The sequence below is a fragment of the Oxalobacteraceae bacterium OTU3CINTB1 genome (genome assembly GCA_024123955.1).
Lineage (GTDB): Bacteria > Pseudomonadota > Gammaproteobacteria > Burkholderiales > Burkholderiaceae_D > Rugamonas.
Genome location: CP099652.1, coordinates 2,276,688 through 2,293,894, shown reverse-complemented (window position 1 = coordinate 2,293,894; position 17,207 = coordinate 2,276,688). Strand labels below are relative to the sequence as shown.

At 61.5% G+C, this 17,207-nt stretch carries 19 protein-coding genes; 8 read left to right on the top strand and 11 right to left on the bottom strand.

Features of this window, described 5'->3' with window-relative positions:
• Positions 1-53: 53 nt before the first annotated feature.
• Positions 54-254 (bottom strand): DUF465 domain-containing protein, encoded by a 201-nt coding sequence (locus tag NHH73_10020; GenBank protein ID USX28591.1) that lies wholly within the window; start codon positions 252-254, stop codon positions 54-56.
• A gap of 158 nt (positions 255-412) precedes the next feature.
• Between NHH73_10020 and NHH73_10015 the strand changes: the two genes are divergently transcribed.
• Positions 413-1,186: a serine/threonine-protein phosphatase gene (locus NHH73_10015; GenBank protein ID USX28590.1), complete on the top strand. Its 774-nt coding sequence runs from the start codon at positions 413-415 to the stop codon at positions 1,184-1,186.
• Between the two features lie 28 nt (positions 1,187-1,214).
• Here the strand turns inward: NHH73_10015 and NHH73_10010 are convergent, their stop codons facing one another.
• The 7 genes from NHH73_10010 to NHH73_09980 form a co-directional block, all read right to left on the bottom strand.
• Entirely contained in the window at positions 1,215-1,934 is a 720-nt protein-coding gene (locus tag NHH73_10010) for a hypothetical protein (GenBank protein ID USX28589.1), read from the bottom strand.
• Positions 1,935-1,950: 16 nt separating this feature from the next.
• Complete coding sequence (zapE, locus tag NHH73_10005; protein USX28588.1) at positions 1,951-3,048, bottom strand: cell division protein ZapE; 1,098 nt, start codon at positions 3,046-3,048, stop codon at positions 1,951-1,953.
• Between the two features lie 77 nt (positions 3,049-3,125).
• Positions 3,126-4,556: a dihydrolipoyl dehydrogenase gene (gene lpdA / locus NHH73_10000; GenBank protein USX28587.1), complete on the bottom strand. Its 1,431-nt coding sequence runs from the start codon at positions 4,554-4,556 to the stop codon at positions 3,126-3,128.
• A 3-nt stretch (positions 4,557-4,559) separates the two neighbouring features.
• A complete protein-coding gene (locus NHH73_09995; protein ID USX28586.1) occupies positions 4,560-4,892 on the bottom strand; it encodes a PspC domain-containing protein in 333 nt (110 codons plus the stop codon).
• A gap of 98 nt (positions 4,893-4,990) precedes the next feature.
• Positions 4,991-6,250: a 2-oxoglutarate dehydrogenase complex dihydrolipoyllysine-residue succinyltransferase gene (gene odhB, locus NHH73_09990; protein USX28585.1), complete on the bottom strand. Its 1,260-nt coding sequence runs from the start codon at positions 6,248-6,250 to the stop codon at positions 4,991-4,993.
• 111 nt (positions 6,251-6,361) lie between these two features.
• On the bottom strand, positions 6,362-9,214 hold the full coding sequence (locus NHH73_09985) for a 2-oxoglutarate dehydrogenase E1 component (GenBank protein ID USX28584.1): 2,853 nt from the start codon (positions 9,212-9,214) through the stop codon (positions 6,362-6,364).
• 266 nt (positions 9,215-9,480) lie between these two features.
• Complete coding sequence (locus NHH73_09980; GenBank protein ID USX28583.1) at positions 9,481-10,380, bottom strand: LysR family transcriptional regulator; 900 nt, start codon at positions 10,378-10,380, stop codon at positions 9,481-9,483.
• Between the two features lie 102 nt (positions 10,381-10,482).
• Here NHH73_09980 and NHH73_09975 point away from each other — a divergent pair, with 102 nt between their 5' ends.
• The 3 genes from NHH73_09975 to NHH73_09965 all read left to right on the top strand — a co-directional run bounded on the left by NHH73_09975 (position 10,483) and on the right by NHH73_09965 (position 13,170).
• Positions 10,483-11,361 (top strand): MBL fold metallo-hydrolase, encoded by an 879-nt coding sequence (locus NHH73_09975; GenBank protein ID USX28582.1) that lies wholly within the window; start codon positions 10,483-10,485, stop codon positions 11,359-11,361.
• A gap of 73 nt (positions 11,362-11,434) precedes the next feature.
• Entirely contained in the window at positions 11,435-12,757 is a 1,323-nt protein-coding gene (locus NHH73_09970; protein ID USX28581.1) for a leucine-rich repeat-containing serine/threonine-protein kinase, read from the top strand.
• A 32-nt stretch (positions 12,758-12,789) separates the two neighbouring features.
• Positions 12,790-13,170: a BlaI/MecI/CopY family transcriptional regulator gene (locus tag NHH73_09965; protein USX28580.1), complete on the top strand. Its 381-nt coding sequence runs from the start codon at positions 12,790-12,792 to the stop codon at positions 13,168-13,170.
• Positions 13,171-13,209: 39 nt separating this feature from the next.
• Here the strand turns inward: NHH73_09965 and NHH73_09960 are convergent, their stop codons facing one another.
• Together NHH73_09960 and NHH73_09955 are read right to left on the bottom strand one after the other, a co-directional pair.
• Entirely contained in the window at positions 13,210-13,674 is a 465-nt protein-coding gene (locus NHH73_09960) for a hypothetical protein (protein ID USX28579.1), read from the bottom strand.
• A 2-nt stretch (positions 13,675-13,676) separates the two neighbouring features.
• The gene (locus tag NHH73_09955; protein USX28578.1) at positions 13,677-14,072 is read right to left on the bottom strand and encodes a hypothetical protein; all 396 of its coding nucleotides are present in this window, start codon (positions 14,070-14,072) and stop codon (positions 13,677-13,679) included.
• A 182-nt stretch (positions 14,073-14,254) separates the two neighbouring features.
• Between NHH73_09955 and NHH73_09950 the strand changes: the two genes are divergently transcribed.
• The 4 genes from NHH73_09950 to NHH73_09935 all read left to right on the top strand — a co-directional run bounded on the left by NHH73_09950 (position 14,255) and on the right by NHH73_09935 (position 15,811).
• Complete coding sequence (locus NHH73_09950; protein USX28577.1) at positions 14,255-14,662, top strand: hypothetical protein; 408 nt, start codon at positions 14,255-14,257, stop codon at positions 14,660-14,662.
• Positions 14,663-14,785: 123 nt separating this feature from the next.
• Positions 14,786-15,118, top strand: a complete 333-nt coding sequence (locus tag NHH73_09945) for a PilZ domain-containing protein (protein USX28576.1) — start codon at positions 14,786-14,788, stop codon at positions 15,116-15,118.
• Between the two features lie 88 nt (positions 15,119-15,206).
• On the top strand, positions 15,207-15,626 hold the full coding sequence (locus NHH73_09940) for a hypothetical protein (GenBank protein USX28575.1): 420 nt from the start codon (positions 15,207-15,209) through the stop codon (positions 15,624-15,626).
• Positions 15,623-15,811, top strand: a complete 189-nt coding sequence (locus NHH73_09935) for a helix-turn-helix transcriptional regulator (protein USX28574.1) — start codon at positions 15,623-15,625, stop codon at positions 15,809-15,811. The genes NHH73_09940 and NHH73_09935 overlap by 4 nt, the downstream gene beginning before the upstream one ends.
• Positions 15,812-15,869: 58 nt before the next feature.
• Here the strand turns inward: NHH73_09935 and gltA are convergent, their stop codons facing one another.
• Positions 15,870-17,171, bottom strand: coding sequence for a citrate synthase (gltA, locus tag NHH73_09930; GenBank protein ID USX28573.1), 1,302 nt, complete (start codon positions 17,169-17,171; stop codon positions 15,870-15,872).
• Positions 17,172-17,207 lie beyond the last annotated feature (36 nt).

Here is a 17,207-nt window from a genome sequence, read left to right as displayed (position 1 = left end):
GAAGGTGTTCGGTCAAAATATACTTAGTTGAGGCACGAGCTGAAGCCGGGACATTAAGCCGGCACGTCCGGCACTAGTTGCATTTTCAGCAGGGTGATATGGTCTTTCAGTTGCAGCTTGCGCTTTTTCAGGCGGCGCAATTGCAGCTGATCGTGGTGTCCGTCCAGGGTGAGCATGTCGATCACCGCGTCCAGATCGCGGTGTTCGACGTCGAGTTCGATCAGACGACGCTGGATATCTTGTACATCAGTCATATTTCTAGGTCTCTACTCACACAAAAGTTTCACTCAAACAACACACGTATTGCAAACAAACTGCGACACGGTGCATAGTTTAATCTACGGCGGCCCCGCCGCCAACAGAATGATCGATATCGCCGCTCAGCCCTCCGTCAGGATACAGTGTCAACCATATGAGCGCTTATAAAATAGAAGCCGGCACCGCCCAGCACATCGGCAACCGGCCGCAGCAAAACGACCGCGTGGCCCTGTTCACGTCGCCGAACGCGCCCGGCTATGTGCTGGCGGTGCTGGCCGACGGCAATCAGAGCGCCATCGGCCCGGACCAGGCGCTGCTGACGAGCCGGCATATGTTCGACGAATTCCGTGCCGGCGACGTGCCCGGCATTCCCCGGCTGAAGGCGTTGCTCGCCGCGATAGTGCTGGAGGCCCATCAAGTCATCAAAATGAATCCGATCGCCGCCAGCGCGGAACCGCACAGCGCGCTGGCGCTGCTGGTGCTGACGCCGGCCGGTCAGGCGATCTGGGCGCACGTGGGTGAAACGCGCGTGTACCGCTTTAGCGGCGAAACCAGCGTGGAACGCAGCAATGACAGCGCGTATATCGAGCATCTGGTGCAGAACGACAAGGTACCGCTGGAGGCAGCGAAGACGCATCGCAGTTCCAGGCTGCTCAACAATCTGCTGGGGAACGGTTTCAAGGCGCCGTTCGTGACGTCGGGCACGCATGAAGGCTTGCGGCTTGGCGACTCTTTTTTGCTGTGCTCGGATGGGTTGTGGCAGTGTTTCGCCGATCAGGAACTGGCGGCGGCCGTGGCGCGCAACACCCCGCGCCGGGCGGCCGAGCGCTTGATCGCCAAGGCCGCCGAGCGCGCCCAGGGCAAGGGCGACAATTGCACGATGGCGATCATCAAATTGGTCGCACCCGTCCCAGCCGTCAACCGTTGAGCCACCGGCAACCCGGGGCGGCGCTGCCCTATTGCTGCTTCTTCGCGGCCGCTGCTGCGGCTGCGGCTGCCGCATCCGCTTTCTTCTTCGCGGCAGCGACCTTGGCGGACACCTTGCGCTCGGTCTCGGCCACCCGCTTGGCCACTTCCGCCTGACGCCGCTCGGCGTCGACCTTCTTCTGCTCGAAGCGGGCCACGTTGGCGGCGCGCTTGTCGGCGCCGGCCGCCGTCGCCGCCGCCTCGCGTTTCATTTTCGCGGCGTGATCGGCCTCGCGTTCGGCCACGCGGCGGCCTTTCACCGGCGCCGGTTCCGGCTTGCTGTCCACATCCTTGACCGGCTTCGGCGGCAGGGCCTCGCGCCGGGCCAACTCTTCGTTGTCCTTGCGCACGCGCTCGGCCAGGTCGGCGTCGCGGCGCGCCACCGAATCGGCGCGCTTGAAATGCTCGGCTTCCACTTCCAGCACGCGCAGGTTGGCCAGCGCGGCTCGGCGCTGTTCCTTGGCCTTGTCCAGGCAGTTATTGACGAAGAATTTTTCGTTGCACACCGCCTCGCGGGCCGCGTACTCGGCGTTGACGGCGTCACGTTCCCTGGCCACTTTGGCCAGGGTGGCGTCGGCCTCCTCGACCGAATGCGACGGCGGCGCCACCGACGTCGCCTCCTGCGCCACGGCCGGGACAGCCACGGCCGCCACGGCGGCCAGCACGGCGATGGCGATCATGTCGCCCAGCGGTTTCAAACTTGCTCTCATATTCTTTCCTGTGACATCAGGCCAGCGAACCGGCTGCGGCCCGTTGTTCCTTATCCATGTACTCGCGCGACTGCATCTCGACAATGCGCGACACCGTGCGGTGAAATTCGTTGGCCAGGGTGCCGGTGGTGTACAGCTCCTCCGGCTCGACCTCGGCCGACATCAGCAACTTCACGCCCTGGTCGTAAAATACATCGATCAGCCACGTGAAGCGGCGCGCCTCCGACGACATCGATGCCGACATCATCGGAATCCCGGACAATATCACGGTATGGAAGCGGCTGGCGATTTCCAGATAGTCGTTCTGCGACCGCGGCCCGCCGCACAAGGTGTGGAAGTCGAACCAGATGATGGAGCCGGCGCGGCGCAAGGCGCGGATCTCGCGCGCCTCGATGCGCACCACCGGGTCCTCGTCGGCCGTCTCGGCGATGCTGGTGTAGGCGTCGCGCAGCTTCTGATCGGTCTCGGCGTTGATCGGCGTGTAGTAGGAATCGACCTGCTCGAGCGCGCGGCCGCGATAGTCGATGCCGGCGTCGATGTTCATCACGTCGAGCTTCTCGTACAACAATTCAATGGTCGGCAGGATGCGGTCGCGGTGCAGGCCGTCCGGGTACAGCAATCTCGGATCGTAGTTCGACGTCATGATGAAGGACACGCCGTTGTCGAACAGCGCCTTCAACAGGTTGTACATGATCATCGCGTCGGCCACGTCGGAGATGTGGAATTCGTCGAAGCAGATCAAACGGTATTTCTTGGCGATGCGCTTGGCCACTTCGTCGAGCGGATTGGCGACGCCGGTCAGCTCGTCCAGCTGGCGGTGCACGCCGCGCATGAACTCGTGGAAGTGCAGGCGCGTCTTGCGCACCAGCGGCACCACCGAATAGAAGCTGTCCATCAGGAACGACTTGCCGCGCCCCACCCCGCCCCACATATAGACGCCCTTGGGCACGTCGGGACGGTTGATCAGGCGCTTGAACGTGCTTGAGCGCTGGCCCTTGTACGCGACCCATTCGTCGTAGCATAACTGCAGACGATCGACGGCGCGGCGCTGGGCTGCGTCGGCCTTGAAATTGCGCTGTTCCAGCGCTTGCTGATAAAACTCTTCGACGTTCATGTGTTCGATTCTATGTGGGCGGCGCAAACAAAAACGGGCGGACCGCAGTCCGCCCGCAGTCCGCCTGTAGCTACTGCTTAGAAATTGAGCGTACGCTTGTCGATTGCCAGCGCCGCTTCCTTAGTGGCTTCCGACAAGGATGGGTGCGCGTGGCAGATGCGCGCGATGTCTTCGGCCGAGGCCTTGAACTCCATCGCCACGACCGCTTCCGAGATCAGCTCGGAGGCCATCGGTCCGATGATGTGCACGCCGAGGATTTCGTCGGTGGTCGCATCGGCCAGGAACTTGACCATGCCCGAAGTGTCGCCCAGCGCGCGAGCGCGGCCGTTCGCCAGGAACGGGAAGGTGCCGGCCTTGTAAGCAACGCCCGAAGCCTTCAGTTGCTGCTCGGTCTGACCAACCCACGCGATTTCCGGCGAGGTGTAAATGACCCAAGGAATGGTGTTGAAGTTGGTGTGGCCATGCTGGCCAGCCATGCGCTCGGCAACGGCAACGCCCTCTTCTTCCGCCTTGTGCGCCAGCATCGGGCCGCGCACCACGTCACCGATCGCCCAGACGCCCGGCAGATTGGTTTTGCAGTCGTCGTCGACGGCCACGAAACCGCGCTCGTCCAGCGACAGGCCGACTTTGTCGGCGGCCAGGCCGTTGGTGTTCGGGGTGCGGCCGATCGACACGATCAGCTTGTCGAACACGGAGGTGATGGACTCGCCCTTGGCGTTCTCGTACACCACGGTGACGTTGTTATCACCCTTGGTGATCGCGCCGATCTTGCAACCGAGGTTGATCGACAGGCCTTGCTTGGCGAACAGCTTGCCGGCTTCCTTGGCGATCTGCTCGTCGACCGCGCCCAGGAACACTGGCAGGCCTTCGAGCACGGTCACTTCCGAACCCAGGCGGCGCCATACGGAGCCCATTTCCAGGCCGATCACGCCGGCGCCGATCACGCCCAGCTTGGCAGGAACGCCCTGGATTGCCAGCGCGCCCGTGTTCGACAGAATCAGTTGCTCGTCGAACGGTGCGCCTGGCAGTTCACGCGCGTTGGAACCGGTGGCGATGATGACTTGCTTGGCGTTGATGGTCTCGTTGGCAGGCGCCGAGATCGTCAGCGGGTAGCCTTCAGCGGTGGCGGCGCCGGCGAACGAGGCGCGGCCGTGGAAGAAGGTGACCTTGTTTTTCTTGAACAGGAACAGGATGCCGTCGTTGTTTTGCTTGACGACGGTGTCTTTGCGCTTGAGCATTTGTGGCAGGTTCAGCGACAGGCCGGCGACATCGATGCCGTGGTCCTTGAACGCGTGGCCGGCGTGCTCGAAGTGCTCCGACGATTGCAGCAGCGCTTTCGACGGGATGCAACCGACGTTGGTGCAGGTGCCGCCCGGTGCCGGGCCGCCTTTTTCATTTTCCCATGCGTCCACGCAAGCAACGGAGAAACCCAGTTGTGCGGCGCGGATGGCGGCGATATAACCGCCGGGACCGGCGCCGATGACTACTACGTCAAATTGTTTACTCATTTTTTATTTTCCAATCAGTTCTTCGTCTGGAACGAAAATCCATAACAGAATGTAGATCGCCAGGCCGAAACCAAAGGTCAGCACGAACATCACAAACAACAGGCGCCAGATCCACGGCTCGATGCCGGAGACACGACCGAGGCCGCCGCAGACGCCGCCCAGCCAGCGGTCGGTGCGCGAGCGGCGCAGGCGGGTGATGTCTTCACCGATGCTGTCGCCCGGTTTGTAGGGTTCGGCCTCCAGCAGGCGCGCCTTGGCGGCCGCGAATTCCGCGTCCGACAGGGCGCCGGCTTGATGCAGTTCGTGCAAACGCTTGATTTCTTCAGCAACGCTCATACAGCTCCCAAGAGTTCAAACCCGCAGAGCAACGTCTGGGGTCGTACCCCGTACGGGGTACGACCCCGAACTTCCGGGGTTCGCTGGCGAAAAGCGAATTACAGGTCCAGCAGCAGACGTGCAGGATCTTCCAGCGCTTCTTTCATGGCGACCAGGCCCAGGACGGCTTCGCGGCCGTCGATGATGCGGTGGTCGTAGGACATTGCCAGGTAGTTCATCGGACGGATCACGATCTGGCCGTTTTCGACCACAGCGCGGTCCTTGGTCGCGTGCACGCCCAGGATGGCCGATTGTGGCGGGTTGATGATCGGGGTCGACAGCATCGAGCCGAAGGTGCCGCCGTTCGAGATCGAGAACGTGCCGCCGGTCAGGTCGTCCAAGGTCAGCTTGCCTTCTTTGGCCTTGGCGCCGAATTCACCGATTTTCTTTTCGATCTCGGCGATCGACATCTGGTCGGCGTTGCGCAGGATAGGCACCACCAGGCCGCGTGGCGACCCGACAGCGATACCGATGTCGAAGTAGCCGTGGTAGATGATGTCGTTGCCGTCAACCGAGGCGTTGATGATCGGGTACTTTTTCAGGGCTGCGACGGCGGCCTTGACGAAGAACGACATGAAGCCCAGCTTGACGCCGTGCTCTTTTTCGAACTTGTCTTTGTACTTGTTGCGCAGGTCCATCACTGGCGCCATGTTCACTTCGTTGAACGTGGTCAGGATGGCGTTGGTCGATTGCGATTGCAGCAGACGCTCGGCGATACGGGCGCGCAGACGGCTCATCGGCACGCGCTCTTCCGGACGCTCGCCCAGGCTGGCGACGCTTGGCGAAGCGATCTGTTGCAGCGCCGGCTTGGCGGCGGCTGCGGCCAGTGGCGCAACGGCCGGGGTGGCGGCTGGTGCCGAAGCGCCCAGGGCGTCGCCCTTGGTCACGCGGCCGTCTTTGCCCGAACCGGCGACATCGCCAGCGCTCAGGCCTTTTTCGGACAGGATCTTGGCGGCTGCAGGCATGGCGACATCGCCCTTGCTGCCACCGGTCGCGGCTGCGACCGCTGGTGCTGGGGCGGCGGCAGGCGCTGCGGCTGGTGCGGCGGCGGCAACCGGAGCGGCGGCGGCTGCTGCGGCGTCGGTGTCGATCACGGCAATCAGTTCGTCGGCGACCACGGTGCTACCGTCGCCTTTGATGATCTTGATCAGCACGCCGGCTGCGGGCGCGGGCAGTTCCAAAACGACCTTGTCGGTTTCGATATCGATCAGGTTTTCGTCGCGCGCAACTGCGTCGCCGACTTTTTTATGCCACGTCAGCATGGTTGCTTCAGCGACCGATTCCGACAATTGAGGAACTTTGACTTCGATTTGTGCCATTGTAAAACTCCGTATATTTGTTATTTCGGCGCCATCTCGCGTAGCAAGGCGGCGCTCCGTTAGTTATGTGAGGTAAGGAGAGGCCGCACCCAGCGCGCGGCCCCTGAACGCTTATTTCGTCAGGATGAAACCTTTGAGCTTCGAGAACGCCGTTTCCAGCAGGTCTTTTTGCTGGGCATAGTGCTTGTCGTAGTAACCGACGGCCGGCGATGCCGACGCTGGGCGACCGGCGTATGCCAGGCGCTGACCGGCGTCCATGCTCTCGAAGATGTTGTGCTGAATCTGGAACCATGGGCCCTGATTCTGCGGCTCGTCCTGCGCCCACACCACTTCGGTCAGGTTCGGGAACTTTTTCAGTTCGGCAGCGAACGACTTGTGCGGGAACGGATACAGCTGTTCGACACGGATGATGGCGGTGTCGGTCTGGCCGCGCGTTTTGCGTGCGTTGACCAGATCGTAGTAGACCTTGCCCGAGCAAGCGACAACGCGCTTGACCTTCTTGGCATCGATTTTCTCGTCGACTTCGCCGATGACGGTCTGGAAGGCGCCCTTGGCCAGTTCGTTCAGCGAGGAGCCGGCTTCCTTGTTACGCAGCAGCGATTTCGGGGTCAGGATGACCAGCGGCTTGCGGAACTGGCGCACCATCTGGCGACGCAGCACGTGGAAGATCTGTGCGGCGGTGGTCGGCTGCACGACTTGCATGTTGTTGTCTGCGCACAGCTGCAGGAAACGCTCAGGACGCGCGGACGAGTGCTCAGGACCCTGGCCTTCGTAACCGTGCGGCAGCATCATGACCAGGCCCGAAGCGCGGCCCCACTTCACTTCGCCGGAGCTGATGAACTGGTCGATGACGACTTGCGCGCCGTTGACGAAGTCGCCGAACTGGGCTTCCCAGATCGTCAAGGTGTTTGGCTCGGCGGTCGAGTAACCGTATTCGAAGCCCAGCACTGCTTCTTCCGACAGCACGGAGTCGATGACGGTGAACGGGGCCTGGCCTTCGGCGATGTTCTGCAGCGGCACGTAGGTGCCCGCATCCCAACGCTCGCGGTTCTGGTCGTGCAGCACGGCGTGACGGTGCACGAAGGTGCCGCGGCCGGCATCCTGACCGGTCAGGCGCACTGCGTAGCCCGAAGCGACCAGCGACGCGTAGGCCAGGTGTTCGCCCATGCCCCAGTCCAGGTTCAGTTCGCCGCGACCCATGGTGGCGCGGTCGCCCAGTACTTTCTCGACCAGCGAGTGCACTTTGAAGCCGTCCGGCACCGTGGTGATGCGGGTGGCCAGGCGTTTCAGTTCGGTCATCGGCACGGCGGTGTCGGCCGAGTCGGTCCACTTGCGGTTCAGGAACGGCAGCCAATCGACGGCGTACTTGTTCTTGAAGTTCGAGATGACAGGATCGACAGTGTGCTTGCCGGCGTCCATCGCGTCGCGGTAGGCGGCTTGCATCTGTTCGCCGCCGTCGGCTGGAATCACGGTCTGGGCAACCAGCTTGTCCGCGTACAGCTTGCGGGTGCCTGGGTGGGTGCCGATTTTCTTGTACATCAGCGGCTGGGTCAGCGCCGGCGTGTCTTGCTCGTTGTGGCCCAGTTTGCGGTAGCAAATGATGTCGACAACGATGTCTTTTTGGAACTCGAGACGGTAGTCCATCGCGATCTGCGAAGCCAGGACCACGGCTTCAGGATCGTCGGCGTTCACGTGTAGCACCGGCGCTTCGATCATCTTGACGACGTCCGAGCAGTAGATGGTCGAACGTGCATCGCGCGGGTCGGAGGTGGTGAAACCGATCTGGTTGTTGATGACGATGTGCACCGTGCCGCCCGTGCCGTAGCCGCGGGTCTGCGCCAGATTCAGCGTTTCCATGACAACGCCCTGGCCTGCGAATGCGGCGTCGCCGTGCACCAGGATTGGCAGCACTTGCTTGCCCAAGTGGTCGCCGCGGCGATCCATACGGGCTTTGACCGAACCTTCGACGACCGGGTTGACGATTTCCAGGTGCGACGGGTTGAACGCCAGCGACAGGTGAACCGGACCGCCCTGGGTCGAGATGTCGGACGAGAAACCCTGGTGGTATTTGACGTCGCCGGCCGGCAGGTCGTCGCCGTGCTTGCCTTCGAATTCTTCGAACAGTTCCTTAGGCGCTTTGCCGAGGGTGTTGACCAGCACGTTCAGACGGCCACGGTGGGCCATGCCGATAACGATCTCTTGCACGCCTTTTTCGCCGGCGCGCTGGATGATCTCATCGATCGACGCGATGAAGGTCTCGCCGCCTTCGAGCGAGAAACGCTTTTGGCCGACGTACTTGGTGTGCAGGTAGCGTTCCAGGCCTTCGGCCGCGGTCAGACGCTCCAGAATGTGCTTTTTCTTTTCCGCCGTGAAATTCGGGGTCGAACGGATCGACTCCAGGCGCTCTTGCAGCCAGCGCTTTTCGGTTGGGTCGGAGATGTACATGTACTCTGCGCCGATCGAACGGGTGTAGGTGTCGCGCAGGTAGTTCAGCAAGTCGCGCAGGGTCGCGGTCTCAGGGCCGAAATAGGTGTTGCTGATGTTGAAGACGGTATCCATGTCCGCATCGGTGAAGCCGTAGAAGCTCGGCTCCAGCTCGTTGATGGCAGGACGTTCCTGGCGTTGCAGCGGGTCCAGATTGGCCCAGCGGGAACCCAGGTAGCGGTAAGCGGCGATCAGTTGCGTAGCTGCAACACGTTTACGGCCCATTTCGGCGTCGGCCGAGGCCACGACGGTACGGATAGGACCGGATTTAGCGCGTTCCGCGAAGGAGGCGATGACGGAGGCGTGAGCGACGTCTGGCTTGTTGGTGCCATCGACGGCCGGCACGTGCTGCATGGCATCGAAGTAAGAGCGCCAGTTATCTGGCACGGAACCTGGGTTGTTGAGATACGCCTCGTACAGTTCTTCGACGTACGGAGCGTTCCCACCAAACAGGTAGGAGTTGGACGTGTATTGTTGCATTTGCTGCTCACCTTTCTTCGCGCTTCGCGAGGAATTAGCGGGTTAATCTAACCTTCCGCGACACGGCCTGACCGGTTAGCGGATTGCACATCAAGTTGTGGGGAAGGGCTAAAGTTCTTCAGTGGTTCAAAAAACGGTCATTCATGATAGCACCGGTATTGTATCGCAACAACCATTTATGTACCGATTGCGCCAGTATTAATTTTCACCTAAGTCGCACGGCGGGCCGCGCCGCAAGCAATATTTACATATTCCCAACCCCAAAGTTACGTGCCTGCAAGGCTTGTGTGGGAGAACCAATTGAGCAAGAAATTCAGCATCGCCCGCAAGGCCGGCGACATATGCTGGCGCGACGTGTAAATCCCGTAGATGCCCATTTGCTGCGTTTTGTAGTCCGGCAGCAACGCGACCAACTTGCCTTCAGCGATCAGTGGACCAGCGCTGTACAGCGGTTGCAAAGCGATGCCCGCACCCTCCACCGCCGCTTTGAGCAATATATGGTCGTCATTGGCGGACAAATTGCCGCTAACCGGCACCGTTACCTCTTCACCGTCCTTGCGCGTGAACTGCCACAGACTCTGCCCGAAATACGTATACGCCAGGCAGTTGTGGGCAACCAGATCCTCGACCCGCTGCGGCGCACCGCGCTCTGCCAGATACGACGGGGCCGCACACACCACCGAATCGCAATGTCCCAATTGCCGCGCGATCAGGTTCGGCTCCAACGCGTTGGTGATGCGCAACGCCAGATCGATGCGCTGCTCGACCAGATTCACCGCCCGATTGCCACCCTGCAGATCGACCGAGGTACGCGGATAGCGCTTGAGGAATGCGGTCACCGCCCTGGACAACTCGGCATGCGCCAGCGATGGCGAGCAGGCGATGCGCAGCAGCCCCTTCGGCGAGTCGTCGTCCTCGGCCGCCACTTCCATCGCGCCGGCCAGCTCCAGCAGCTTGCGGCAGCGTGCCAGGGTGACGTCGCCGGCGTCGGTCAGGCTCAGGCGACGCGTGCTCCGGTGCAGTAAGCGGGCGCCGGCCCACTCCTCCATCTCGGCCAGATAGCGCGTGACCATCGCGCGCGACATGTCCAGCGCGTCGGCGGCGGCGATCATGCTGCCTCGTTCGGTGATGGCGACGAACACCCTGGCGGCGGTGATGCGATCCATATTCGTTCGATCCATGCAATTAATAAGTGCAGATTACCCTGTTTTTCCATCAGATAAAGAAATTTATGATGAGTCCACTTCAAACCATCATGAAAGACGACCATGCGCACCTTCAATATCCAGCAAACTTTGATGTCCGCAGCCCTGGCGGCAACCGTCGGTGGCGCGGCCGCCGCCGCGCCGCTGAAGCTCGACGTATTCAATCCTGGCGAAGCCGCCATTTTCCCCGTCGCCTCGGTGCTGGTGACCGGCACCAAGGACGCGGTGCTGATCGACGCCCAGTTCTCGCGCGGCGAAGCGATCAAGCTGGTCGAGAAAATCCGTGCCAGCGGCAAGCGCCTGACCACCGTCTATGTCAGCCATAGCGACCCGGACTTCTACTTCGGCCTGGATGTGATCCACGCCGCCTTCCCGGACGCCAAGATCGTCGCCACGCCGCAAACCATCGCCGGGATCGAAAAGAAAAAGGACGCCAAAGTCGCCTACTGGTCGCCTATTTTGAAAGACAACGCGCCCAAGAGCATCATCGTGCCGCAGCCGCTGCAAGGCGACACCATCAAGCTGGAAGGCGAAACGCTGAAGATCGAAGGCCTGAACGGCGCGACGCCGGACCGCAGCTATGTCTGGATCCCGTCGATCAAGGCGATCGCTGGCGGCGTGGTCGTCTTCAACGGCCTGCACGTGTGGACGGCCGATACCCAAAGCGCGGAGTCGCGCAACAACTGGCTGGCAACGCTGGATCACATCGCCTCGCTGAAGCCGGCGATCGTCGTGCCGGGCCATTTCAAAGTGGGCGCCCCACTGACGCCGGACAGCGTCGCCTTCACCCGCGATTACCTGGTCCGTTTCGAAGCCGAAACCGCCAAGGCAGCCAACTCGGCCGCGCTAATCGCCCGCATGAAGGAACTGTACCCGGACGCTGGCTTGAACGCTGCGCTCGAGACCGGCTCCAAAGTGGCCAAGGGAGAAATGAAGTGGTAAGCCGGGGCTAATCGCCCTCGGCGGGCGGCGGTGAAGTGATAAACTTCAACATTGACCTTCACCGCCACCTGACATGCATACCCTAGAGCAGTTGCGCGCTGGCGCCCTGAGCGGCGTCCAGCGCCTGCAAATGCGCGGCGGCCTCACCGAATTCCCGCGCGAAATCTTCGATCTGGCCGACTCGCTGGAAATCCTCGACCTGTCCGGCAACGCGCTCTCGTCGCTGCCGGACGATCTGCCCCGCCTGCACAAGCTGCGCATCATCTTCTGTTCCGACAACCAGTTCAGCGAACTGCCGGCGGTGCTGGGTGCTTGCCCGGCCCTGACGATGGTCGGCTTCAAGGCCAACCGGATACGCACGGTCGCGCCGACGTCGCTGCCAGCGCAATTGCGCTGGCTGGTGCTGACGGATAATTTGATCGCGGAACTGCCGGAGGAACTGGGGCAACGTCCGGCGCTGCAAAAGTTGATGCTTGCCGGGAACCGTCTGCGTGCCCTGCCCGCCAGCATGGCGCGACTGCACCGGCTCGAACTGCTGCGCATCGCCGCCAACCAGCTGACCGAGTTTCCCGCATGGCTGCCCGCCCTGCCCCGCTTGACTTGGCTCGCTTACGCAGGCAATCCGTTCTGCGAACAGCGCGAGGTCGCGATGACCGGCACGCCGTCCGCCGCCATCGGCTGGGAACAGCTGACGTTAAAACAAAAGCTGGGCGAAGGCGCATCGGGCGTGATCCACCGCGCGGACTACCGGCACGACGGCGCGACGGAAGACGTCGCCGTCAAACTGTTCAAAGGCGCCATGACCAGCGACGGCTCGCCGCTGTGCGAGATGGCGGCGTGCATCGGCGCCGGCGCGCATCCGAACCTTATCCCGGTGCTGGGCCACCTGGAGCGTCATCCGGACGGTGCGCATGGTCTCGTCATGTCGCTGATCGATCCGGAATTCATCAACCTGGCCGGCCCACCAAGCCTGGAGAGCTGCACGCGTGACATTTACGATGGCGGCAAGCGCTTCGACCTCGCGTCCACGCTGGAAATCGCCCACGGCATCGCCTCCGCCGCAGCACGACTGCATGAGCGCGGCATTATGCACGGCGACCTGTACGGGCACAACATCATGCATTGCGGGCGCGGTCGAACCCTGCTGGGCGATTTCGGCGCAGCCTCGTTCTACGATCCCGCGTCGCCTGAAGCACTGCCGCTGCAACGACTCGAAGTGCGGGCCTTCGGCTTCCTGCTGGAAGAGCTCGCCGAGCGTTGCGACGCCACGGCGGCGGCACAGCCCTCGCTCGCTCGCCTTCATCAACTTCGCGACGCCTGTCTGGATGCGGAAAGCACCGCGCGCCCACTGTTCGCCGACATCGAAGCGCAACTACGCACGCTCAAAGAAGACTAGACAAGAAGTTCTAGATATTTTATTCTACATCCATGACCACCGTAGCCCCACCTAAACCGACCGCCTCCGAGCTGGAGATGTTGCGCCTGCTGTTTGCGCTCGGCCCGGCCACCGCCAAGCAGGTACACGCCGCCGCGCTCGAAACGCGGCCGGACATGAACTACGCCACCGTGCTACGCCTGCTGCAAGTGATGCACACCAAAGGCCTGCTGACGCGCGACGAAAGTCAGCGCGCCCACATCTACGCGCCCGCGCAGGAGCAGGACTCGATCCAGACCAACCTGCTCAAAGACCTGATCCAGAAAGCCTTCTCCGGCTCCGGCAAGGCGCTGGTGCTTGCCGCCCTGCGCGGCGGCCACGTCAGCAAGAAGGAGCGCGCGGAAATTCAGGCGTTGCTGGATCAGGAAAAGTAGAGATACGGTCCACTGCGTCGTCTCACTTGCTTCAACCCATTACACGAAACCATCATCATCCCGGCCTGTTTTCTGAGCGCGACGCTCAGCATTCCGCCGCTCTATCAAAGCCGGTGGAACCCCAAGCTCGGACCTGCCCCCTTCAGCGGGAATGACCGTTGTTGCTCTGCGCCTTTTTACCGTGCGCGGCGTTCTGAGCGCTACGATCCCGCGTGCACGCATATAACTTCGTAATCTCGCCAGCAACAACGCGGCCACTAAAGCATCGACCTCCACATTATTGCCGCCGGAGGTTTTCATCTGTCGAGCGTACTCCGAGACGACCTTGCCATAGACATGCATATTCCGGAGCTCATCAGCTTCGTTACGGAGCCGCTCCCCTTCCCGCCAGACATCGATATTGAAAAGGCGAGCCAACAGCGCGCACGCGCGCTTCGCGAATGGCTGCAGCGCACCCACAACTGTGAGTGCTTTGCGCACTGCAATCAGCCAATTCAAGTCCATGATTAGACATGTTCACGATTTGTCTCAGACTCATCGGCGGATGCGTCTTTCCTCGAGGGCTTGAGCGGGCCAAGCCGGAAACCCTGACGCCGCTGTCGCGCACCTTCCTTGCGCTGATCAGCGGTTCTCATCAACTCCTGCATAGTTGGCAAACCCAATTCATCGAACAAGTACGGGTCCTCAACCGGAACGCCGAGCAACGGCGCAATCGCGTCGAGCATACGAGCCATCAACAACTCGGATTCTGAGGTACTTAGTCCGGGCATTTTAGGAATCGGCATGCGCGTCCCATCAACAAAATCTGCCGGCAGTTTCGCTGCCAGGGCTTTCAACTCGTTAATCTGCTGTGGCGTGATGCCGTACTTAAGCATCAATGGTTCTGCAATGAGGAAGTCCATGGTTGCACCCACATTTGTATGATCAAAATAGTTAGACTTGAGCTCAACTATCAAAGTTCAACCAATCGGCGACTGTTGTCTTGGGTCAGACCTTTGCATCCAGCGCATGGGCACGAGGCCGTTGCCGCGCAGCCCTCTTCATTTCCCCTACAATGGAGCCCTTTTCCTTCACGTCCGCCCCAATGATCAGCCGCTTCAACTCCTGGCCCGAACACCCGCACCCCGTCATCGCCGTCATGCTCGCCGTGGCGATCTGCGCCGTACCAGTCGTCCTCCCGCACGCCAACCTGGCCAACCTGATGCCCAACCTGTTCGCGTACGTCTTCGCGTGTGTGCTGGCCTACCCGGTCGCCGCCGTGCTGCGCCATCGCGTCACCAGCCTGCCCGTCTTGTGGGGCGTGGCCGCGCTGATCCTGCTGGGACTTTGCCTGTACCACACCAACATCATCGTCGAGACCGCCAACGCGGCATGGCCGCAGCGGCGCGACGTTACCCTAGGCAAGTTCCTGTTCAACATGCCGCAACTGTCGCTGGGCGTGCTGTGCTGGTGGCTGCTGGTGGTCCGGCCCGACCGGCGCAAGCTGAAATAAGAACTACTCCGCAAAATTCCGCACAGATCCTGCCCCGCGACGCACAGTTGCCGGAGAAGAACTTGCTGTCCACGACGCAGTTCTGATAGTCTTATTGACATTACACCATTCGAGGTTTGCGCCATGAGTCAGAAACCACGAGTCACGCGCCGCCACCCGGTCCGTCATGCGGCCACGCTGACGATGACCGACGAAACCACCCTTCCGGCCCATACGCTGGACCTGTCGCAGGGCGGCGTCAGCCTGCAGACGGCCAGCCAGATCCGGCTGGCGCAATACTGCGCGGTGTCGTTCCAGGTGCAACTGGGCGACGGCGCCCACAAAGTGCTGGCGATGGGTCAGGTCGTCTACAGCGATCCCGATGCCGAGTTAGGCTACAAGACCGGCGTCCAATTCCTGCGGCTCGACAACGGCAGCGTCGACGTCATCCGTCAACTGCTCCAAGAGCCCGCCTAACGCCGCCCCATCAAGATGTAAAGTTTGCTTGACATGGAATTTTTGTCGTCCTAAGATGTAAAGCATACTTTACACATGGGAGAACACAATGCGTAGTCCGATCGAACCGAAGTATTCAGCCGGGGAATGCAAGGCCGCAACCCGTTATTTGCGCGAGCTCTTCGGCAGCATCGCCGTCTACATCGCGCTGCTGGTGCCGTCGGTCATCTACGGCCCGGCCATGGAACCTGGCCCGTTCAAGACCGCCGTACTGATCTGTCCCATGATCGGATTTCTGCTGATGATCTGGGCGGTCGCGCGCCAGGTTGGACGAATGGACGAATACCAACGCATTGTGATGCTGGAAACCTTCGCGCTGGCCGCAGCCGTCACGGCGGCCGTGACTTTCACGTACGGCTTCATGGAGAACGCTGGCTATCCGCGCATGAGCATGTTCGCGGTGTGGGGCGTGATGGGCAGCGCGTGGATGGTGATCGGGCTGTTTCGTCGCTGGAAGATGGACCGATGAACAATACGATCCGCGAACTGCGCGCCGAACGCGGCTGGAGCCAGGCCTACCTGGCCGACCAGCTTGCCGTCTCGCGCCAAACCGTCAACGCCATCGAGACCGGCCGCTACGATCCCAGCCTGCCGCTGGCCTTTGCCATCGCCCGGCTGTTCGACAAGACGATCGAAACCATCTTCACGCCGTGATACGGGCGAAAAAAAACGGGCCGAAGCCCGTTTTTTTGTTCGCTGCGAAACGCGAAAATTAACGCTGGTCCAGCGGCTTGACGTCGCGGGTGGTCGAACCGACGAACAGCTGGCGTGGACGGCCGATTTTCTGTTCCGGATCGGCGATCATTTCGTTCCACTGGGCGATCCAGCCGATGGTGCGGGCCATGGCGAAGATACCGGTGAACAGCGACACAGGGATGCCCAGCGCCGATTGCACGATGCCCGAGTAGAAGTCGACGTTCGGGTACAGCTTGCGCGAGACGAAGTATTCGTCGTTCAGCGCAATCTTTTCCAATTCCATCGCCAGCTTGAACAGCGGGTCGTCCTGCAGGCCCAGCTCTTCCAGCACTTCGTAGCAGGTCTCGCGCATCAGCTTGGCACGCGGGTCGAAGTTCTTGTACACGCGGTGACCGAAGCCCATCAGCTTGACGCCGGAGTTCTTGTCCTTGACCTGCTCGATGAACGCAGGAATGTTCTCGACCGAGCCGATTTCCTTCAGCATGGTCAGCGCGGCTTCGTTGGCGCCGCCGTGGGCAGGGCCCCACAGGCAGGCGATACCGGCGGCGATACAGGCGAACGGGTTGGCGCCCGACGAACCGGCCAGACGGACGGTCGAGGTCGATGCGTTCTGCTCGTGGTCCGCGTGCAGGATCAGGATACGGTCGAGGGCGCGCACCAGCACGTCGTTGACTTTGTATTCTTCGCACGGATTGCCGAACATCATGCGCATGAAGTTGGCGCTGTACGACAGGTCGTTGCGCGGATACATGAACGGCTGGCCCATCGAGTACTTGTACGCCATGGCGACCAGGGTCGGCATTTTGGCGATCAGGCGGATGGCCGAAATTTCACGCTGCTTGGCGTCGTTGATGTCGAGCGAGTCGTGGTAGAACGACGCCAGCGCGCCGACGGTGCCGACCAGCACCGACATCGGGTGCGCGTCGCGGCGGAAGCCGCGGAAGAAGAATTGCATCTGCTCGTGCACCATGGTGTGCTTGGTGACCGTCTCGACGAACTCGTCCTTTTGCACGCTGTTCGGCAGTTCGCCGTTCAGCAGCAGGTAGCAAGATTCCATGAAGTCGGCGTTCACGGCCAGCTGTTCGATCGGGTAGCCGCGGTACAGCAGCTCGCCCTTGTCGCCGTCGATGTAGGTGATCGTCGAGTTGCACGCGGCGGTCGACATGAAGCCTGGATCGTAGGTGAACTTGCCGGTGCCGGCGTACAGCTTGCGGATGTCGATCACGTCGGGACCCACGGTGCCCTTGTAGATCGGGAATTCCACCGAAGGGCTGCCGTCGGAGAACGACAGGGTGGCTTTGTTGTCAGAAATATTCATGGACTCTTCCTTTTTTAGGGAGATGAAGGTAAATAA